The sequence below is a fragment of the Coleofasciculus sp. G2-EDA-02 genome, from assembly GCF_040226375.1.
Classification (GTDB): domain Bacteria; phylum Cyanobacteriota; class Cyanobacteriia; order Cyanobacteriales; family Coleofasciculaceae; genus Coleofasciculus.
Genome location: NZ_JAVKEW010000085.1, coordinates 13,530 through 31,836, shown reverse-complemented (window position 1 = coordinate 31,836; position 18,307 = coordinate 13,530). Strand labels below are relative to the sequence as shown.

At 45.3% G+C, this 18,307-nt stretch carries 20 protein-coding genes; 11 read left to right on the top strand and 9 right to left on the bottom strand.

What is annotated here, in order from left to right:
* Positions 1–110: 110 nt before the first annotated feature.
* Positions 111–263 (bottom strand): hypothetical protein, encoded by a 153-nt coding sequence (locus RLO19_RS09105; RefSeq protein WP_446355714.1) that lies wholly within the window; start codon positions 261–263, stop codon positions 111–113.
* A 521-nt stretch (positions 264–784) separates the two neighbouring features.
* On the opposite strand from RLO19_RS09105, the gene RLO19_RS09100 reads away from it, so the two are divergent.
* Positions 785–1,678: a hypothetical protein gene (locus RLO19_RS09100; protein WP_446355712.1), complete on the top strand. Its 894-nt coding sequence runs from the start codon at positions 785–787 to the stop codon at positions 1,676–1,678.
* Between the two features lie 125 nt (positions 1,679–1,803).
* On the opposite strand, the gene clpP is transcribed toward RLO19_RS09100, so the two are convergent.
* A complete protein-coding gene (gene clpP, locus RLO19_RS09095; RefSeq protein WP_446355710.1) occupies positions 1,804–2,412 on the bottom strand; it encodes an ATP-dependent Clp endopeptidase proteolytic subunit ClpP in 609 nt (202 codons plus the stop codon).
* A gap of 149 nt (positions 2,413–2,561) precedes the next feature.
* Positions 2,562–3,155 carry a sporulation/spore germination protein gene (locus tag RLO19_RS09090; RefSeq protein WP_446355708.1) on the bottom strand — a complete coding sequence of 198 codons (594 nt, stop codon included), beginning with the start codon at positions 3,153–3,155 and terminating at the stop codon, positions 2,562–2,564.
* A gap of 208 nt (positions 3,156–3,363) precedes the next feature.
* Between RLO19_RS09090 and RLO19_RS09085 the strand changes: the two genes are divergently transcribed.
* The 3 genes from RLO19_RS09085 to RLO19_RS09075 all read left to right on the top strand — a co-directional run bounded on the left by RLO19_RS09085 (position 3,364) and on the right by RLO19_RS09075 (position 5,077).
* Positions 3,364–3,522, top strand: a complete 159-nt coding sequence (locus RLO19_RS09085) for a DUF4276 family protein (protein ID WP_446355741.1) — start codon at positions 3,364–3,366, stop codon at positions 3,520–3,522.
* A 221-nt stretch (positions 3,523–3,743) separates the two neighbouring features.
* Positions 3,744–4,934 carry an 8-amino-7-oxononanoate synthase gene (bioF, locus tag RLO19_RS09080; protein WP_446355706.1) on the top strand — a complete coding sequence of 397 codons (1,191 nt, stop codon included), beginning with the start codon at positions 3,744–3,746 and terminating at the stop codon, positions 4,932–4,934.
* A 41-nt stretch (positions 4,935–4,975) separates the two neighbouring features.
* A complete protein-coding gene (locus RLO19_RS09075; RefSeq protein WP_446355739.1) occupies positions 4,976–5,077 on the top strand; it encodes an adenylate/guanylate cyclase domain-containing protein in 102 nt (33 codons plus the stop codon).
* A 206-nt stretch (positions 5,078–5,283) separates the two neighbouring features.
* On the opposite strand, the gene RLO19_RS09070 is transcribed toward RLO19_RS09075, so the two are convergent.
* Complete coding sequence (locus RLO19_RS09070) at positions 5,284–6,120, bottom strand: Tab2 family RNA-binding protein (protein ID WP_446355704.1); 837 nt, start codon at positions 6,118–6,120, stop codon at positions 5,284–5,286.
* Between the two features lie 259 nt (positions 6,121–6,379).
* The gene (locus tag RLO19_RS09065) at positions 6,380–6,766 is read right to left on the bottom strand and encodes a hypothetical protein (protein ID WP_446355702.1); all 387 of its coding nucleotides are present in this window, start codon (positions 6,764–6,766) and stop codon (positions 6,380–6,382) included.
* Positions 6,767–7,264: 498 nt separating this feature from the next.
* Here RLO19_RS09065 and RLO19_RS09060 point away from each other — a divergent pair, with 498 nt between their 5' ends.
* The 3 genes from RLO19_RS09060 (at position 7,265) to RLO19_RS09050 (ending at position 10,987) form a co-directional block, all read left to right on the top strand.
* A complete protein-coding gene (locus RLO19_RS09060) occupies positions 7,265–8,416 on the top strand; it encodes a nucleotide-binding protein (RefSeq protein ID WP_446355700.1) in 1,152 nt (383 codons plus the stop codon).
* Positions 8,417–8,626: 210 nt separating this feature from the next.
* Entirely contained in the window at positions 8,627–10,141 is a 1,515-nt protein-coding gene (gene glpK / locus RLO19_RS09055) for a glycerol kinase GlpK (protein WP_446355737.1), read from the top strand.
* 546 nt (positions 10,142–10,687) lie between these two features.
* Positions 10,688–10,987: a ferredoxin gene (locus RLO19_RS09050; RefSeq protein WP_446355699.1), complete on the top strand. Its 300-nt coding sequence runs from the start codon at positions 10,688–10,690 to the stop codon at positions 10,985–10,987.
* A 263-nt stretch (positions 10,988–11,250) separates the two neighbouring features.
* On the opposite strand, the gene RLO19_RS09045 is transcribed toward RLO19_RS09050, so the two are convergent.
* From RLO19_RS09045 to tnpA, 3 genes are all read right to left on the bottom strand, one after another.
* On the bottom strand, positions 11,251–11,469 hold the full coding sequence (locus RLO19_RS09045) for a hypothetical protein (protein WP_446355697.1): 219 nt from the start codon (positions 11,467–11,469) through the stop codon (positions 11,251–11,253).
* A gap of 668 nt (positions 11,470–12,137) precedes the next feature.
* The gene (locus RLO19_RS09040) at positions 12,138–14,249 is read right to left on the bottom strand and encodes a S8 family serine peptidase (RefSeq protein WP_446355696.1); all 2,112 of its coding nucleotides are present in this window, start codon (positions 14,247–14,249) and stop codon (positions 12,138–12,140) included.
* An 81-nt stretch (positions 14,250–14,330) separates the two neighbouring features.
* Positions 14,331–14,768, bottom strand: coding sequence for an IS200/IS605 family transposase (gene tnpA / locus RLO19_RS09035; protein ID WP_446355694.1), 438 nt, complete (start codon positions 14,766–14,768; stop codon positions 14,331–14,333).
* 51 nt (positions 14,769–14,819) lie between these two features.
* Here tnpA and RLO19_RS09030 point away from each other — a divergent pair, with 51 nt between their 5' ends.
* From RLO19_RS09030 to grxD, 4 genes are all read left to right on the top strand, one after another.
* Positions 14,820–16,001 carry an RNA-guided endonuclease InsQ/TnpB family protein gene (locus tag RLO19_RS09030; RefSeq protein ID WP_446355692.1) on the top strand — a complete coding sequence of 394 codons (1,182 nt, stop codon included), beginning with the start codon at positions 14,820–14,822 and terminating at the stop codon, positions 15,999–16,001.
* A 353-nt stretch (positions 16,002–16,354) separates the two neighbouring features.
* Entirely contained in the window at positions 16,355–16,981 is a 627-nt protein-coding gene (locus tag RLO19_RS09025) for a hypothetical protein (RefSeq protein ID WP_446355690.1), read from the top strand.
* Between the two features lie 36 nt (positions 16,982–17,017).
* On the top strand, positions 17,018–17,278 hold the full coding sequence (locus RLO19_RS09020; protein ID WP_446337256.1) for a BolA family protein: 261 nt from the start codon (positions 17,018–17,020) through the stop codon (positions 17,276–17,278).
* Positions 17,279–17,331: 53 nt separating this feature from the next.
* The gene (gene grxD / locus RLO19_RS09015) at positions 17,332–17,655 is read left to right on the top strand and encodes a Grx4 family monothiol glutaredoxin (RefSeq protein WP_446355688.1); all 324 of its coding nucleotides are present in this window, start codon (positions 17,332–17,334) and stop codon (positions 17,653–17,655) included.
* A 242-nt stretch (positions 17,656–17,897) separates the two neighbouring features.
* Here the strand turns inward: grxD and RLO19_RS09010 are convergent, their stop codons facing one another.
* The gene (locus tag RLO19_RS09010; protein WP_446337243.1) at positions 17,898–18,149 is read right to left on the bottom strand and encodes a DUF6761 family protein; all 252 of its coding nucleotides are present in this window, start codon (positions 18,147–18,149) and stop codon (positions 17,898–17,900) included.
* Between the last annotated feature and the right edge of the window lie 158 nt (positions 18,150–18,307).

The window sequence follows — 18,307 nt, the reverse complement described above, 5'->3', positions numbered from 1 at the left end:
GTTAGTGTGGGGGAGTTTACTCCAAACGTGGAGAGTCAATGGGTAACGGTGCTTTCCAGTTGCTCCCATTGACCTATATCCGTGTTCTCTGACTGAAACTGACGCTCAAATCACTCATAAAAGAAGGGCTGAGAGAATCCCGTGGATTTGATGCCAGAATGCTTACCGATCAAGATCGCTATGGCAACGGTAATGGCATCTCTTGCCAGAAGAGCTATTTTCCTTTTCGAGAACGATCGCGCCTCATCTGACGGAGCAGTCATAGAAATAGAATAGGATCTGTCAGAATACAACCGTCTCTTCAGGGACGCGATCGCGAGCGGATAGGGCTTGAGCTATCCAGTTCAGGTTTACGGACACACGTTAACCCACGACCTGTTTCGGATAATTGCCGCTGTTCGCTCGCTGGCGTCGCGTTGCGGCAAGAGTCCGTGAGTTACAGCTCACTTGGGACAGTATGTCATTATTGTAGATTCTCGTACCCCTACCTTGGAAGTCAAGCATCAAAAGTTATGCCTTTAAACGTCGGTTGTTATGCCGAAGTTCAACAGGTGGGAAATAATTGGTAAATTTGTACTAAATGCCCGTTCACCAAAGGGTGGCTTATACTTGCCCATTCTTGTTCCGGGTCGTTTCAAAAGCCACAGGACTGTCCTGAGTCATTGATGTAACGTTATGTTACATATTTGGATCGACACGCCCTCACCGTACCAACAATACTGTCGTTGTCTATCCGGACAGTCCGAAATATACCGTGTCAATGTACCGCGTTGAGTAAAGTTTTATGGAGTATATGTTGAATAAATTCCGAGTTTGTTATCCTCAAGGGAACCTGATTAGTGAGCTTTTAGCCATCGATCACGGTCAGTATATCGTGCGTGTCAGCGTGGAAATTGATGGCGTAACCCGCTCAACCGGTCTAGCTGCTGCTCAAAGGGTAGAATTAGCAGAAGACCAAGCAAGACTTCGAGCAATAACCGTTTTAGCGATTGATCACGAGAGTAATACAGACGCCGAAACGTCCCCACCCCTTAGCCATCCCCAAACTTCAGTAGCGGCGGCTGAAGTTCCCTCATCCCCTGAGTCAATTCCCAACTCACCTCCCGCTTTTTCCTCAGAAAGTCTGGAATCAACACCTGAGGTTGAAGACAATCCAAGTGCTAGTCCAATAGAGACTCACCCCATATCGGAAAAATCCACTCAAACCCCTGAACCGAAGGAAACCCTCCCAGAGACGGTTGAGCCACCCCCCTTAACTGAGACAAAATCTAGCCAAACACCTGAACCGACAGTAACGCTTCCTGATACAGTTGAGCCGCTTTCCTTAACGGAGGAAGTATCAGCATCACAGACACCCATGTTTAAGGAAGAAACACCCACCCCAGTGGGAGTCACTCAGTCTTTGTTTGAGCCAGAATTAACACCACCCCCATCTCATACACCTGCACAAAAGGAAGCTGAACCCGATAGTGACAATCAACCCAAATCCGAAACACCCATTGACTTTTCCGAAATTATTGCCCGAACCAATGTGGAACTCAAACGGCTGGGTTGGACAAATCAACAGGGACGGGATTACCTCATCGAAACCTATGGTAAGCGATCGCGTCAGTTGTTAACCGATGAAGAGTTACTCGACTTCTTGCATCATCTCGAATTAGAACCGACACCCGACTAATCAGATTTGAGGAAAGTAGGGGCGGGTTTAGTCACTTTCGTCTTGCTGTTGATGATAACGTTTGTGCAAAACCCGCCCAGACTGATGTGTAGGGACGGGTTTCACTCTTGCCAAGATTAAATTGCCTAGCCCACCTTAACTGGAGTTTTGGTTGCAGAAGGACGCCGATCAATCACTTGATCGATTAAGCGGTACTCCTTGGCTTCCTCGGCTGACATAAAGAAGTCACGTTCTGTATCTTCAGCAATTCGGTCAAGGGGTTGACCCGTATGTTCAGCCAAAAGGTGGTTGAGCCGTTGTTTGTGATACAGGATTTCTTTTGCCTGAATTTCAATATCACTCGCCTGTCCTTGAGCGCCGCCTAAGGGCTGGTGAATCATAATTCTGGAATGGGGTAAGCTCATCCGCTTACCCTGCGCCCCAGCACTCAGGAGAAACGCACCCATACTCGCCGCCAAACCCACACAGATGGTGCAGACATCGGGACGGATTTGATTCATGGTATCGTAAATCCCCATTCCTGCGGTTACAGAACCACCAGGGGAGTTGATATAGAGGTAAATGTCTTTTTCGGGGTCATCGGCTTCTAAGAACAACAGTTGAGCCACAATTAGGTTAGCTAAATCTGAATCAACCTGTTGTCCGAGAAAAACGATACGTTCCCGCAGCAGACGAGAGTAGATGTCAAAGGCGCGTTCACCGCGACCCGATTGTTCGATAACTGTAGGAATCATGCAAATTACGGTAATCTTAAGCTGATATTCTTCTAGATTGTAGCGAGTTGGCTCAGGATGAGGGATGAGGGATGGGGAAGCATGTAGAGACGCGCCATGGCGCGTCTCTTAGCAGAGGGAGCAAACAAATGACAAATAACGAATGACAATTAAAGTACAATATCTCTTCCTTGGTCTGTAAAGCGAACGTCTTTAATATTGAGTCTGGGGTTTTCTAACAAGGTTTTGCGGATACTACCAAATAATGCCAATTGTTCGCACATCGAGAGGGAGATAAATTGACGTTGGGAATCCGGAGATAAGCGCAAATCGATAGTAGCAATACCGTTATTGAGGTTAACGCGATAACCCGTTAAATCCAAGTCACCCGAACTAACTTGGGCGATAACGTTTCCCACGGACGCTGTTACTGGGGTTTCTGCTGCAACAGCAACGGGTTCAGGGATAAGGGTTTCACATTGGCTGTCAGTTCGATAAATATTAAGAGTTATGGTTTTGACAGCATCAGCGGGTTGGGGAGTCGAGACTGGATTCACTTCAGGGATGACAGAGGAATCCGGTTGAGCGATAAGGGAGGCGGTTGAGTCAGGATTTGCCGTAGTGAGAGATGATGACTCAGAGGAATTTTCGACAAGATTGTTAGGAGTTCCCTTACCATTTGCGGCTAGCCAACCCCAGCTACTGAAACCAGCAATAATAATTCCTGCGATCGCGGGGATAAAATACGGTTGAATACGATTCATAGTCGAGAGCTGATTGCCTCAGGTAGATGTTCCTCACTTAGGATTCGAGGTGACTGGCTACTCATCCGGATCAAAATCGTTCAACGGCTGGATTACTCTAAAATAATAAAGACGTGACCGAGGCGGACAATATGGAAGGCAAACGATTAATTCGCACCCTGCGACTCAAAAACTTACTATCCTATGGTAGTGAAGGTGAAGAAATTGAATTGCAGCCTCTAAGACTCTAAAGAAAGAGTATCATAAAACACGTCATGCGGCACAAATTCTCGAACGGTTAGATGTGGCAAAAGTCCGTCAAGCTGCACCGAGTTGTGATCGCCTTTTCACGACGCTCACCCAAATCATGGAACCAGCGACAGATTGAGGACTCGCGGTGGTACACTTAATCTGACAGTTTGGTTGAGGGTATTTCTAAGGCGGAAGAACAAAAAGATAAAACTGGAGATATTGATAAATAAAGAAATTGGTGAGCATAGAAATTATATTTTTTTAACGCAGAGGAGCGCAGAGGTTAACGCAGAGGGCGCAGAGGGAGTTGGCGGATTTGGCAAAGAAATTTTGGGGAAGAAATAAGGGGGAGACAATATGAGAACTAACCCTTATGTTTGGTTAGAAGATTCTCTTGTAACTATCCACAAAGCTAACTGGTATCGTTCAGTCCAAACGCTGCAAAGTCGTCCGGGTGCGGTGGTAAAATTGGCAGGGCGAGAGGTGATTAATTTTGCCAGTAATGATTATCTGGGATTGGCGGGGGATGATCGCTTAATTGAAGCGGCGATTAGGGCGACAAAGGATTATGGTACAGGTAGTACGGGTTCTCGGTTACTCAGTGGACATCGGGAATTGCATCGAGAATTGGAATGTGCGATCGCATCCCTGAAACAAACTGAAGACGCACTGGTGTTTAGTTCTGGCTATTTGGCTAATTTGGGTGCGATCGCGGCTTTAATCGGAAAGCGTGATTTGATTCTGGCAGATCAGTATAATCATTCTAGCCTAAAAAATGGGGCAATTTTAAGTGGTGCAACGGTTATCGACTACGCTCATGTTGATATAGAAGACTTACAGCGTCAACTGGTTCACCATCGGCAAAATTACCGCCGTTGTCTCATCACCACCGATAGCGTTTTTAGTATGGATGGGGATCTGTGTCCTTTACCTGAAATTTTATCACTTGCTGATCAATTTAGCTGCATGGTATTGGTAGATGAAGCCCACGCTACTGGTGTTTTAGGGACTACAGGTGCAGGCTGTGTAGAACATTTTAGCTGTACTGGACAACCCTTGATTCAAATGGGAACCCTGAGTAAAGCGTTAGGAAGTTTAGGGGGATATGTTGCAGGTTCAGCGACTTTAATTGATTTCTTGAGAAATCGCGCCCCTAGCTGGATTTATACCACTGGATTATCTCCGGCTGATACCGCCGCCGCTTTAACCGCGATTGAAATTATCAACAAAGAACCCCAACGTCGCGCTAAACTCTGGCAAAATGTAGAAATGCTCCAATCTTTAATTACCCAAACATTACCCCATCTCAAATTATTGCCGTCTGAATCTCCTATTCTCTGCCTTCAATTTCCCAGCGCCAAAGATGTTCTCACCACGGCACAACAGCTAAAAACAGCAGGTATTTTTGTCCCAGCAATTCGTCCTCCCACCGTTCCCACCAGTCGGATTCGCATTTGTGTAATGGCAACTCATGAACCAAGCCACCTCCAACAATTAGTTAAAGAATTTCTCAGTATTGTTCCCTCCCCTTGGCAAGGAGAGGGTTAGGGAGGGGTCAGATCAAGGTATCACTTTCTGTTTGAACTGGTATTCCTGGTTATATTCAGGTTTCCGATGCCACGTATGAACACTTAAAAAATAAATACGTTTTTCAAGAACGCGGTTCAATTCATGTTAAAGGTAAGGGATAAATGATTACCTACTTTCTCAAAGAGCGTAAACAGAATGAATCGGATAAGTAGGGTGGGTCGAAGAATGAAAAGTAACTGTAGGGGCGGGTTTAGCCATTTAATTTGGATACCTACGGATAATCTTTCAACAAAACCCGCCCTTCATCAACATTAAAGATGCCTAATAACCAATGACAAATGACATAAACGAATGACAAATGACAAAATCAATCAGCCATCAATAACCAAAACCCGGTATACGTCATTCCCGAATCATCCGGTTGCACCAATAAAAAATGCAACCCCTGACTCTGTTGCTTACGCTGTTCATACAACCTCGCCGCCGCAGCAACCTCTTCATCTTCAAATGTTGCCATCACCCAGCGTTCTACTAACCCCGCCTCTAAAATTAACCCATCCGGTGCACCTGGGATATAATTAAGTGTTACAGGTTGCACCTTTTGCAGCCAACGCGCCAATGGCATGGACTGGCGTCCCCCATCAATCACAACTCCAGGAATAGCTACCGTTGAGGCTAAACCTAAATGGAAAGGTAAGAGTTCATTTGGCATCTGTAAAATCGGAATCGGGCGTTGGGCAAACCCCTCCTCAATATCCCCTGCGGGAATAGTAGCAAATCGCCAGCGATCGCCCCAGAGATTTTCGGGTAAGGGTACAGGTGGCGGTTTGTCCAAGCCAAGGGGGTTGTACGCTTCCCCGGTGTAATTCTCTTGCTGTTGATACTCTAACGCTCTTTCTTGTAATCGCTGCTTTAAGGCTGGAGTGCGTCGTGTCGCTTCTACCTTAATCCCCAATCCTTGTCCAATCTCCTGGAACAAATTGAACGACTGGGGGCGAAAGACTTGAATAGCATCCGGTAACCCTGTTTTAGCCGCCGCGACTTGCACCTGAGACAGCAACCAATCAGGGGTTACCTCTGGCTGAGGACAGAATGATTTATAGATAACGTTGCCTATAGTATCGCCAATCAATAATTCCCACAAGACTTGTCCAGTTTCATTTCGCAGAGGACGTCGGTAAAAATCCGCTTGCCAAACATTCATTGATAAATACGATGTCTTTTAATATCCTTATGATAAAAGATTAAGCCACAATAAGTGATGGAATGGGAGGCTGCTTTCCCTTTTTCCTAATCCCAACCGTCAACTTTAATTTAGTCCGACTACTTAGTATCTGGGCTTAACTCTATGAGTTACAAAACTTAATACTTACATAAATTCCATAAAAAAAGAGGGTTGACTGCCCTCTTCTGTACCAAATGGTATTCAATTATCAAAAGGTAATCAGTTTTGCATATCTATCTTAGATAAGTCCGGGTCCTCTACCACGCTCATCTTTTTCCATCGTCAACTCGCCTTCGCGTTCTTCATCGAGTTGTTGAAGTTCTTGGCGACGTTTAGCCGTCTCTTGTTCTTCTTTTTCGCGCAAGTCGCCCGGTTCGTTGACATACATTTCGGGTTCTATGGCAAAGTTATTGACCAAGCCTTCGTTGTCTACGGTATAACCTTCAGTGGTGTCGATACTATCAGGATTGCTTTGCTTATCTTGCGTAATCTTTGCCTTATAGTTATCTCCTTCCCGTTCTTTACGGGCGGCTGTTTCCGCCGGAACGATGTTTCTGTCGTAGGTATCGGATTTAATTTGCTTTTTTGTCTTGGCTTGGCGATCTGAAGGATTTGTCTGATCCATAATAAGTCCTCGAAAATCATCAATATGTATTCCACTTATCAATCTACAGAAGAATTAATTAACGTACATCCCTCTGGCGAATTAAATTGAATCCACTGTTGAGGCGTTTAGAACAAATGCATCCATCTAGGGGCTTAAACTGTAAACAGTACCGCTTTTTTATAGAGACTAGAGATCACGGAGATCACACAGATGGGGGAGACAAGGGAGATGGGGGCGGGCGCGAGTAACATCAAGGTGACAACAAATGATAATAGTGAAAAGAACCCCGACAAACCAGGTTCCACTAACCAGCGCGTTGGGTCTTCGCAATCACCCCTTCCCCGATCGCCAGAAACGTGGGGCGAATTGGTGATAAAAGTTACAATAGTCCAGAGAGTCGCTTAAAAACAAGGGTTGACTTATTGGGCAAAATGTGTGTAAGTAAAAACAACGGTTTATCCTCTCTGGCATCCCCTTTTTGATTTATTACTTATTACTTATTACTTCATCGTAGTTATGTCATCATCTCGAAAGCCGCCTTATATGAGAGACTTTGCTCAGTTTGAGCAACATGTAGCAACTATTTTTCAAAACGAGGGGTGGACAGTCACCACTCCCGACCCCAAGCCGCCGGAGTATGATTTAGTGGTTAGCAAAGAGGGTCAAGTTGGTGCGGTTCATCTGAAATGGTTGATTAGTAATGTCCAAAAACCCCAAATCCTCAGATTTTTAGGGTTTTTAGAATCGAAAGCAGGTCAAAACTTTAACTGTGGCTTTTTTATCACCACCAAAGGCTATGGTGCGCCCGCGAATGCTTTAATTCGCTCCTGGGGTTCAGATGCTAAAATTCAATGTGGAATTACGGCGGATAATCAAATTCTCTGGGTTAATGAGGATGAATTACCACCGCCAGAACCGCCGAAATCGGGTAAAATTTATGTTGGGGTTTTTACCTGTAAAGGTGGCGTTGGCAAAACGACAGTAGCGGCTCATTTAGCTGGCGCGTTTGCTTTGGAAGGATTTAATGTAGCGCTCGTCGATTTAGACCCGGAACAAAACCTGCAAAAGCTATTAGGAGATGGGGTGGATGTTCCCCGCCCTAGAGGGGTTGGGGCGAGTACCTATATTGCTGTCTATGATTGGCGTGAGTGGCATGAAGATGCAGCACGGGATTGTAAAGTAGTTGTTTGTGATTGCTCACCTGCCTTAGAACGTAACCCCAAAGAGCTGGTGAGTCAATTTGACTATTGTATTATTCCGACTACCTTAAATCCCTTGGGACTGAACAAACATGGTCAAGTGATTAAAGATACGGTAAAAGAAATCCGAGAACTCAATCAACAAGCTCACTTATTTGTGCTGGTAAATAATTTTAAATATCCGGGGTCTAAGAGGCGATTGCGGTTGCTCAGAGATACGTTTTTGAATACGTATAATGAGGTCAAAGCCTTCGACAATAAGTTTCATTGTATTGATCCAAAATACGCTTGTATTCGCTCTAGTGATCAACTGTATTATTGGGGAATTCATTTACTGGAAAATCCCGAAGAAGCTCGCAGTGAGTTAGCGTTTAAACTGGTGGGCGGAATTTGTTATCCCCGCGATGATTTTATTAATCTAGCCGATTATATTGAACGGGAAGCGGGGTTAGGCATTCTCAGGACTTAGGGTGACATGGGTGAGCTATAAGCTGGGTAATCTTATTAGGCTTTTAGTACAGATTGTAAATTTTGTCAATCGATCCAAGGACTTGAATTGATCTGTGATTTCCGCTGTTAACGCAAAGAAAGACTACAGAGAGTAGCCGAGCGATCGCATAACCTGGTAAATCTGTACTCAACCCTATTAGGGGTTTAGCTGTAAGCTTTTAAAATTGTGATGACTACTAACGCTAAATACGTCCTCGCCCTTGACCTCGGTACCACGGGGAACCGAGCGATTCTATTTGACAAACAGGGTGCGATCGCGGGACAAGTTTATCAGGAATTTAGCCAACACTACCCCAAACCCGGTTGGTTAGAACATGACCCCCAAGAAATTTGGCGGGATACTCGCGCCTGTATAGAGAAAGTTTTAAAGGATAAGGGGGTGTCAGCCTCAGAGATTGCGGCGATTGGTTTAACCGTACAGCGCGAAACTTGTTTACTCTGGGATAAAACCACCGGTGAACCGTTGTATAATGCGATCGTCTGGCAGGATCGGCGCACAGCTAACCGATGTCGGGAGTTAAGCCAACAAGGTCATGATGTAGATATTCAAGAACGCACCGGATTAGTTCTGGATGCCTATTTCTCGGCAACAAAGTTAGAATGGCTCCTCAACTGGGTGCGCCAAGAAAAACCGGATACGAATTTCGATAACGTATTAGCTGGAACCATCGATACCTGGATTCTCTGGAATCTCACCGGGGGAAAAGTCCACGCTACCGATCACAGTAATGCCAGCCGCACCATGCTGATGAATCTCGCCAATCAGGATTGGGATCACACTCTCCTAGATTTATTTGGCATTCCCCCTCAGATTTTGCCCCAAATTCAGCCCAGTATGGGACTCTTTGGTAAGACTGAACCGAGTTTGTTAGGGGGACAAATTCCGATTATGGCGATTTTTGGCGACCAACAAGCCGCCTTATTTGCCCACGGTTGCGATCGCCCAGGTATGCTCAAATGTACTTATGGTACAGGCTGCTTCTTGATTTCCCATACTGGCACAGAACTGACGCGATCGGGCAACCGACTTCTCTCCACCGTCGCCTGGACAAACGCGGCAAATGGCAGTGGCGCAGATGTCGCTTATGCCCTAGAAGGTGCGATGTTTACCACAGGGGCTTGTATTCAGTGGCTGCGAGATGGTCTACAACTGATTAATTCTGCAGCCGAAACGGAACCCCTAGCGCGTCAAGTCGAAGATACAAATGGAATCTATTTTGTTCCCGCTCTCAGTGGTTTGGGTGCCCCCCACTGGGATATGAGTGCCAGAGGTGCATTCCTTGGCATTACAGGCGGTGTTAAGCGGGAACACATGGTAAGGGCGGTATTGGAATCCATCGCCTATCAAGTCAGAGAAGTCGTCGATGCGATGAACAAAGACGGCGACACCCCGATCAAACTCCTGAAAGTAGACGGTGGTGCGTCTCAGAATGACTTCTTAATGCAGTTTCAAGCCGATGTCCTCAACATTCCCCTGGAACGTCCCGCCGTTCTCGATGCTACGGCGCAAGGTGCTGCATTTGGTGCAGGGTTAACCGTTGGTTTCTGGGATGATTACCATACGCTAGTTGCCCAAACCCCCATCGAACGGACTTTTGAGCCGGGAGATGGCAAAAAAGCCGCCCAGGATAATTTTATCTGTTGGCAAAAAGCCGTTGAACGTGCCAAGAACTGGGTGGAGTGACATCCTCCCACAGGGGAATCTCTGATTCCCTGTGGGCTTCTACCTTCCCCGCTCTCACAGGATACTGCTGGCGAATTTAACATTCTGCCCTAGGATGACCGAACTACGTTAGAGCCGCTAAGGATTTTATTGCCTTTGGCGCTATGCCAGTAACATTCGCCAGCAAAGTCCTTACAGTAGGCGGGGTCGTTCATGTCTAAGTACAAATCATCGAACTTAATTATAAATATAACTAATACTGATTAATCAAGGATTGAATCCGTCCATAGCTTCCATAGGAAACCTGGTAAACCTTTGTCAACACGGCTATTGACTGGGGCTATCAGCAGCACATATCGGGAAATTAATCGGTCAGTTTACCTATAAGAATAACTAATTTAATATTCAATTAACACTTTCATTCCTAATCCCGTTTAATCTTTTTAACTTTTTTTCGTAGTATCAGTAGTGAAGCAGAAAAAGTTCGCCCATCGGCTTATGCTAGTTGGGTCAGTATACTACAGCACAATTGATTCTGCTGTTTCAAACTAACAGAGAGGAACACAAATGGCAAGTTACAAGGTCACCTTAAAGAACGAAACTGAAGGCTTGAATAGTACCATAGAAGTACCCGATGACGAGTACATTCTCGACGTGGCGGAGGAGCAGGGTATTGATTTACCCTATTCCTGCCGTGCTGGCGCCTGTTCTACCTGTGCAGGTAAACTCGTCAGTGGTGAAATCGATCAGTCTGACCAGTCTTTCTTAGATGACGATCAGATTGAAGCTGGATATATTTTGACCTGTGTAGCTTATCCTAAATCTGACTGCACCATCATCACTCACCAAGAAGAAGAACTGTACTAATTGCGTCCAAATTTCTCCGGCGCTAACTTACGCGCCTAATCCGTCAATAAGTCTGCTAACTATCTTAGTAGGGAAAGCAGGAGCACCGTTTTTTGTGTTCCTGCTTTAAGTGTATAGAGGAAGACGTCGCTCTCCCATAACTGACGTGAGAATAACCTGAGAATAAAAACTCATTTTTTCACCCAAAGCAAGACTAAAGTCAAGCTGTTGAGAGACCAAAACAGCTCTAACCAACCATCAACTAATGAATGCTCAAAAATAACTTACCCTTCCAGTTGTAACTGTGTTTCTGTTCGGGGATGAGGTATTGCCTGAGGAATTGGTAACTCTAAACTTCTCGGTGACTTATTCCTTAACTGCTGGAGTTGTTTTCGACTAGCTTTGTCTTTGTTGATAAAACGATTATTGAGAGTTTGGATGTCCTGGAATTCACTTTCGGCGGAAGTAAATAACCACTTACCATCTGAGTCAAATTCAAACATCGAGGTTAAATGACATTGAGTAGGATGACTGTATCGTATGCATCCGCCCTCAGAAGACTTAGCATCGAAAAAAGGGCATTGAATTTGGGAACACGCATTCATAGTAGGCTGTGACATAGGTGAATTTTTCTTCAACCTCAACAGGCACGGAAATTAAGGCATTTCATTCTTACCTTAGCATTATTAGACTAATTTAAGGTTGCTTGGGTTCCTAAATCATTAATTCTATGACTATAGATATCCCCGGGCAACTAAATCTATTAAAGGCTTATTCTATAAAGCTTTCAGAGAAATACCCATGGGGGAGTATGCTTTCTGATGGCTTGTAATGTTTTGTATTCATGGAATATTCACAGAGTTTCACGGTTGTCTTTACTCATACTTTAAACAACTGTTCGTCACCAATTATTATTTTAAGCAATTAAATTTAAACGCCTCAATTATTCTCTCAATCTATCAAATTATTTGGGATAATTTGATGCCGAAATAAAATATTACTCATTATATTTTGAAAACATAAATACCTGAAATAATGTAGCAAAAGCTACCCCACCCTCCCTTGGGGAGATTTGCCCTACGCAAGCTATTGGAGCAATCCTGTCGTCTAACGGCGAGTCACAGAAGAAGGTATCCTCGTTCATAGCCTAGCTATGGGCGGGGAGTGCCAACTAGATTCCTATAACTAATTCCCAGCTTTTAAGTCTCCCTGTATCCATCGGCACATAATCGATGACTCTTAACTGCCAACTCCCAACACTATCCTGATTCAGCAACGACTTGAGCGCTGGAGTATTGTCTATAGAATAGGTGTATTGGAGTTGAGTATTAATACCCAATGTACGACTTTGTAGCAGCGCTGTCTGACCATTGGGTGATTTCAACTGCACTTCTAAATCTCCCAAAAACTCATGTTCAATGTCCACCGTCACCTGAATGTTTTGCACTGGGGCAGATTCTGTGATTTGAATCGTGCTAGTCACACCACGGGGATTATCATCAGGAATAGCTAAGTTTTGATCATTGCGTCGTTTGAGGATTTGGGCAACCTTAGCGGTTTGAACTCGTTGCTGTTGAGCCGCTTGTACCGCTTTAAAAGCATTGACCTTACCATAGCCAAACCATTGAGAGTACCCATTCGTATCATAAGTCCCCAATCGCATCCCAAGCTGGGGGTCAGCATCACGGTCTACAATTTTGTCGGCTGTATCTTGCAGGATACGTTTGACTTGTTTAGCCGTCAGATCAGGATTAGCTGAGAGAATCAGTGCCGCAACACCCGCGACAACTGGACAGGCGCTCGATGTGCCACCAAAACTGCCGACAAAGTCACCGATTTCATACCCGGCTGCTCCGAGTAAGTCGGTGGTAAAGACACCATTACCTGGGGTTGGGGCATTCACTTGGGGTGCCGTGCCAATAAAACCTGTTTTTTCAAACCACATTCCTGGCGGAGCATTGTTGCTGGGGGCGCAAACGGAGACATTGGTTCCCCAGTTACTGTATGCCGCTTTTTTGCTCAAGCTGGTGCAAGCCGAAACCGCAATCACATCTGGATGTACGGCGAAACCACTGAGCCAGTTTGTCGGTCCACGCAGTAATTCACTCGTCCAGCCGCGCTCAAAGATGGTGCCATTGATTGGGCGATTAGCATTTCCAGCAGCAAAGACGATTACACAGCCTTTCCCGCCTCGTCCCTCAGTCGCCGCACGGGTTAGGGCAGCCCGTTGCCGTAAGGAAAGGGGGAAGTAAACCGTTGCGGCACCCCAGCTACAAGAAATAACGCTGGCGTCATTTTCAATTGCCCAGTTGAATAATTCTTCAATGCTAGTGTCATCCAGAAACCCACTGGTGCGAATGGGCATCAGCGCACATCCGGGTGCTACACCGACAATACCCTGACCATTTTCTTCAGCAACCGCAATTCCAGCACAAGCGGTACCATGACTTTCATCAGAACCACTGGGTAGAGGAATGAAGTCTTTGTCTTTAAAGTCTTTGGGCGCGACAATTTTTCCGGTGCCCTGAAAATCGGGATGGTTGACATCAATGGCATCATCAGCTATGGCAACGACAATGGAGCGATTTCCCCGGGTAATATCCCAGGCTTTTTCTACGTCGATATGAGAACCTGGGGCTAAGGTTGAACCGCCACTGTGGTTTAGATACCACTGTTGAGGGTATAAGGGGTCTTGGGGATGGTAGCTCGGCTGTTTGGGGACTATGATATCGGGTTCTGCGGTTAAAACTTCGGGGAGTCTAATGAGTCGATTGGCTATTTTTAGCGGATTCTCTGGGGAATTGGGGGTGAGTTGAAAGACGAAGGTGTTGGGAATACCGACGAGCGATCGCACAGATTTTAAGCCAAATTCAGTTTGAAGGGCTGAGATTGTTGCTTCATCGGTGTCTGGGTGAAATTGAATAGTGAGTTGATCGCCTAGGTAAATTAAGGTAGCCGGATTGTCCTTGAGCTGGTAGACATGACTAGCAAAAACAACATCTTCGCGATCGCGTGCGGCTTGCATCGCCTCATCCCGTTGTTCGACGTCAACCGTAAATTCAGCAAGTTGGGTGTGAGGAATTTGGCGCTGATATTGGACACTGAAGACTTGCTCGAGTTGCTCTACGGGGATTTGGTTCTGGGGGCAAAGGGTGAAGCGATCGCGCACCTTGAGTAATGCCAGTTCTTCACCGCCCCGTTGCAGGACTAGACCCAGGCTTTCAGAGGGAACCGGAGTTGTTTGAGGAGAATCGTCTGGCACAGAATCAGAATGCGGGATCATAGTTTAGAATGGACTACCGTCAATCATACAAGATCAGTTATATGAATCTTTTTTATCTTAGCGTCCGGATTCATCCCATCGCTAAAAGCGATGGGATGAATCCGGACAATCTTGGTTTTGAACGTAAATTTTAAGTTGCTCAATAGTAACTCCACCACAGCTAGCGACAAAATAAGAACCTGTCCATAAAACACGTTTCCTATAAATTTTAGCCAGTTCTGGTTCAAATTCTCGCCACAGTGTCTTAGATGCTGTGGCTTTTAAATTAGCTATGAGATTGCTCAACAGCTTGTGAGGAGGATAGCTAAGCAGCAAGTGAACGTGGTCAGATTCTCCATTGAATTCAATGAGGCTGGAATCCCATTTTTCAGCGACTGAGCCAAAAACATCACCCAATCTACGCATCATAGGTTCAGAGAGTACCTTGCGCCGATATTTTGTCACAAATACCATGTGTACAGTAAGATTGTATACTGCTCTGCGAGTGCTGTTGTAGATAGTCTTTTGCGGAGTTGACATTTGTACAGTTAAGTAACTATGATTAGTCTAGCAGTGTTTAAGAGTCAATAAATGCTAGTCTATGAGTTCAAAATTAAATCACATAAGCATCAGTTTTCACCAATAGACGAAGCGATACGCACAGGGCAGTTCATCCGCAACAAGTGCTTAAGGTACTGGATGGATGCACCTAGAGAGGAGAAAGTTAATCGGTTTTCTCTGAACAAATATTGCAAGGTCTTAGCTGATAATCCTGATTATCCATTTGTTGCTAAGTTGAACTCGATGGCTCGACAGTCTATGGCTGAGAGAGCCTGGGCTAGCATTGGTCGATTCTTTGAGAACTGCAAGAAGAAGGTTCCGGGAAGAAAAGGGTATCCGAAGTTCAATAAATTCAGCCGCTCTGTCGAATACAAAACGAGTGGATGGCGGATTTCCAGCGACAAGAAAACCTTAACCATTACTGATGGAACTGGAATCGGTAAACTTAAGCTTGCAGGCTCAAGAGACTTAAGCTACTACACTTGCGCTCAAATCAAAAGAATACGTTTGGTGCGTAGAGCTGACGGTTACTATGCTCAGTTCTGCATTGACATTGAGCGTAAAGAGTCTGTTGAGTTTACAGGCAAGCAGGTTGGATTAGACGTAGGACTCAATCATTTCTACACAGATTCTGAGGGTAATCAAGTAGAGAATCCACGGTATCTGAGGAAAAGCGAGAAAGCCTTAAAACGTCTACAGAAAAGACTCTCTAGAAAACATAAGAGAGGTCAGTTGCAGTCAAAGAGATATCACAAGAATCGCGTTAAGCTGGGTTGCATTCACTTAAAGATTTCAAGGCAGCGTAAAGACCATGCTATAAAGTTAGCACGGTGCGTTTGTCAATCTAACGACTTGATAGCCTATGAGGATTTAAGTGTAAAGAATATGGTTAAGAACCACTGTTTAGCGAAGTCGATATCTGATGTTGGCTGGACTCAATTCAGAGAGTGGATTGAGTATTTTGGCAAACTTTTTGGGAAGCAAGTGATAGCTGTTGCTCCTAACTATACTTCCCAAGATTGTTCAAGTTGCGGACAAAGAGTCAAGAAGTCGCTATCGGTTAGGACTCACATTTGTGGCTGTGGAACAATTATCGATAGAGATGAGAATGCAGCCAGGAACATCCTAGATCGGGCGCTACAAATACTGTCGGGCGGACAGAAATTAACGCTCAGGGAGAGAAGAACCTCTGCTCAAAGTAAGGAGACTTAGTTTGGGTAAGTTCGCTCATTGAACTGAGAATCCCTCGCTAAAAGCGATGGGAGCGTCAACCTAGTCTCCAAAATGCTTAAGAAACCTTCAGGGTATTTTTTAAGTCTAGCTGGTTGAGACGGGGGGACTGCCTTGTATTCCAGTCATCGCGATCGCTGATGGTTAACTGTCACGGAACCTACTGCCAAAGCCTACAGCTATAATGTGGGCTTGCCGCCAATCTCACTAGGAACGGCAATTTCTTTGCCCCCAAGTCTGGCGATTGAAATGGGACTCCCCTTGCCGCATCTGGCGATGGTAAGATACCCGAAGGTTTCTGTTTTTGTCTCTAAAATACCTTCCCTATTTTTTACATGCTCTCTTCTGGAACGATTCATAGCCTTGGCTTTACCTGCCTTGTTGCCTTTCCCTTCACGACGAGTGTGGCGCTCTTACTACCCGCCCACGCTCAAACTCAAGCGGCTGCGCTTCCAGAAGAGGTCAGCCAAATGCAGCCTGAGCCAGATGATCCCAGTAATCTACGCCCTTTAACGCAGGAGGATAGTCTTCTGAGTTTACAGGGGGGAGAACGCTTAATGGCAGAGGCGAATCAAGCTGTTGAAGCTCAAGACTATACCTTAGCCGCTCAAAAACTCCAGCAGGCGCGTCAGGTTTTTAACCAATTATCGAATTTCTATCAGCAGTTGGCTGAAAGTTTCTCGGGTATCGATAACCGGATTTTCAACGAGCATCGGCAAAACGCGCTGCAAACGGCAGAAATGCGGGATGAAGCCACCTATCAATTGGCGTTGGTGCATCGCGTCCAAAATCAACCGGAATTGGCGGTTCCCTTACTGATTCAGATCATTCGCTCTCAGAATCCCACCCGCGATTTGGGCAAAAAAGCCTACCAACAGCTTTTTGAATTGGGATTCGTCGGTTCTCCCTTTCCCCCCTCTGGCAATCGTGAACCTACATCATCGGTGACTCCAGAACGTTAAATTAATAGTGGAAAGTTGAAGAATAATGGAGTGGGTATGATTAGTCCAGAGCAAGTTGAGGCAATGATCAAAGCAGAACTTCCCGATGCTCAGGTACAGGTGCAAGACTTAACGGGCGGCGGTGATCATCTGCAAGCGATTGTTGTATCCTCCCAGTTTGAAGGCAAAAGCTTGGTCAAACAGCACCAGCTTGTTTATGGCGCTCTCCAACAAGCAATGGCAAGCGAAGCCATTCACGCTCTAGCGCTGAAAACCTACACCCCTGAATCTTGGCAAGCTACCAGTCAGGCTGTATAAACTCTCGCTACACTAGACCCATATAAAACTACACAAGACATTTCAGCAAAGCTATGACGCCAGCAGTTAAAGAACGGATTGACCAGCTCGTTAACCAAGACAAAATCGTCGTGTTTATGAAAGGCACCAAACTGATGCCTCAATGCGGTTTTTCCAACAATGTTGTCCAAATCCTGAATACCTTAGGTGTTTCTTACGAAACGGTGAATGTTCTTGATGATCCGGAAGTGCGTCAAGGCATTAAGGAATATTCCAACTGGCCCACGATTCCGCAAGTTTACGTCAACGGCGAGTTCATTGGTGGCTCAGATGTGATGATCGAGCTTTATCAGAACGGCGAATTACAGCAAATGGTCGAAGTAGCACTGGCATCTTGACATTTTACACGTTTCAAGATAATTAGCACCAAATAAACCAAAAAGCCTGCTTAAGCAGGCTTTTTCAGTCTATGCTGAAAAGCAGGGCGAGCCGGGAATCTCTCGTTTCCAGATCTCAAAAGGGAATACCTCTGTTGAGGCTCTGCTTACCTTGAATTGCTGGAAACGAGAATTGGTAAGGGTTGTGGCTTAAGTTGCCACGGATGAAGGCTTGCGCCCACACCTAAGTACCTTATTTATTTTTAATAGTAATCAGTTTCAGGTTCTGGTAAGGGTACGGCTTCAAAGTTTGAGGGATCGCGCAGATAACGAACAGCATCTTCCTCCAAGCGATGAATTAAATAAACTTCAATAGCGTTACTATGTCGAAGAGCATCAAGATAGCCATCAATATATAACCGTAGGTCATCAAAGCGATATCCCCGGTTCCACATAAAAACTAGAGCATCTGTAAGTTGCTGATAGTAACGTATGGTTCGAGTGTCCTGAAGCATAGTCTAAAGCGGTGTGAATTCGGTATTGTAGCTTTAGAGTTGCTAAGTGTCAATTCCTCCAAATTGATCGCTAGCAACTCTAGCCAGCCCTTACTACTATTGTGCCTTATGTCAGTGGGTAATGTGGTCTCCTGATTGACAGAATTCAATGATTCCCA

Bases quoted from the DNA above. Each gene is read 5' to 3' on its own strand.
- grxD (WP_446355688.1), top strand. From the start codon at position 17,332: ATGACGCCAGCAGTTAAAGAACGGATTGACCAGCTCGTTAACCAAGAC.
- tnpA (WP_446355694.1), bottom strand. From the start codon at position 14,768: ATGTCAACTCCGCAAAAGACTATCTACAACAGCACTCGCAGAGCAGTA.
- RLO19_RS09060 (WP_446355700.1), top strand. From the start codon at position 7,265: ATGTCATCATCTCGAAAGCCGCCTTATATGAGAGACTTTGCTCAGTTT.
- RLO19_RS09025 (WP_446355690.1), top strand. From the start codon at position 16,355: ATGCTCTCTTCTGGAACGATTCATAGCCTTGGCTTTACCTGCCTTGTT.
- RLO19_RS09050 (WP_446355699.1), top strand. From the start codon at position 10,688: ATGGCAAGTTACAAGGTCACCTTAAAGAACGAAACTGAAGGCTTGAAT.
- RLO19_RS09065 (WP_446355702.1), bottom strand. From the start codon at position 6,766: ATGGATCAGACAAATCCTTCAGATCGCCAAGCCAAGACAAAAAAGCAA.
- bioF (WP_446355706.1), top strand. From the start codon at position 3,744: ATGAGAACTAACCCTTATGTTTGGTTAGAAGATTCTCTTGTAACTATC.
- RLO19_RS09090 (WP_446355708.1), bottom strand. From the start codon at position 3,155: ATGAATCGTATTCAACCGTATTTTATCCCCGCGATCGCAGGAATTATT.
- RLO19_RS09010 (WP_446337243.1), bottom strand. From the start codon at position 18,149: ATGCTTCAGGACACTCGAACCATACGTTACTATCAGCAACTTACAGAT.
- RLO19_RS09100 (WP_446355712.1), top strand. From the start codon at position 785: ATGGAGTATATGTTGAATAAATTCCGAGTTTGTTATCCTCAAGGGAAC.
- RLO19_RS09045 (WP_446355697.1), bottom strand. From the start codon at position 11,469: ATGTTTGAATTTGACTCAGATGGTAAGTGGTTATTTACTTCCGCCGAA.
- RLO19_RS09040 (WP_446355696.1), bottom strand. From the start codon at position 14,249: ATGATCCCGCATTCTGATTCTGTGCCAGACGATTCTCCTCAAACAACT.
- RLO19_RS09070 (WP_446355704.1), bottom strand. From the start codon at position 6,120: ATGAATGTTTGGCAAGCGGATTTTTACCGACGTCCTCTGCGAAATGAA.
- RLO19_RS09020 (WP_446337256.1), top strand. From the start codon at position 17,018: ATGATTAGTCCAGAGCAAGTTGAGGCAATGATCAAAGCAGAACTTCCC.
- RLO19_RS09105 (WP_446355714.1), bottom strand. From the start codon at position 263: ATGACTGCTCCGTCAGATGAGGCGCGATCGTTCTCGAAAAGGAAAATA.
- clpP (WP_446355710.1), bottom strand. From the start codon at position 2,412: ATGATTCCTACAGTTATCGAACAATCGGGTCGCGGTGAACGCGCCTTT.
- glpK (WP_446355737.1), top strand. From the start codon at position 8,627: ATGACTACTAACGCTAAATACGTCCTCGCCCTTGACCTCGGTACCACG.
- RLO19_RS09030 (WP_446355692.1), top strand. From the start codon at position 14,820: ATGCTAGTCTATGAGTTCAAAATTAAATCACATAAGCATCAGTTTTCA.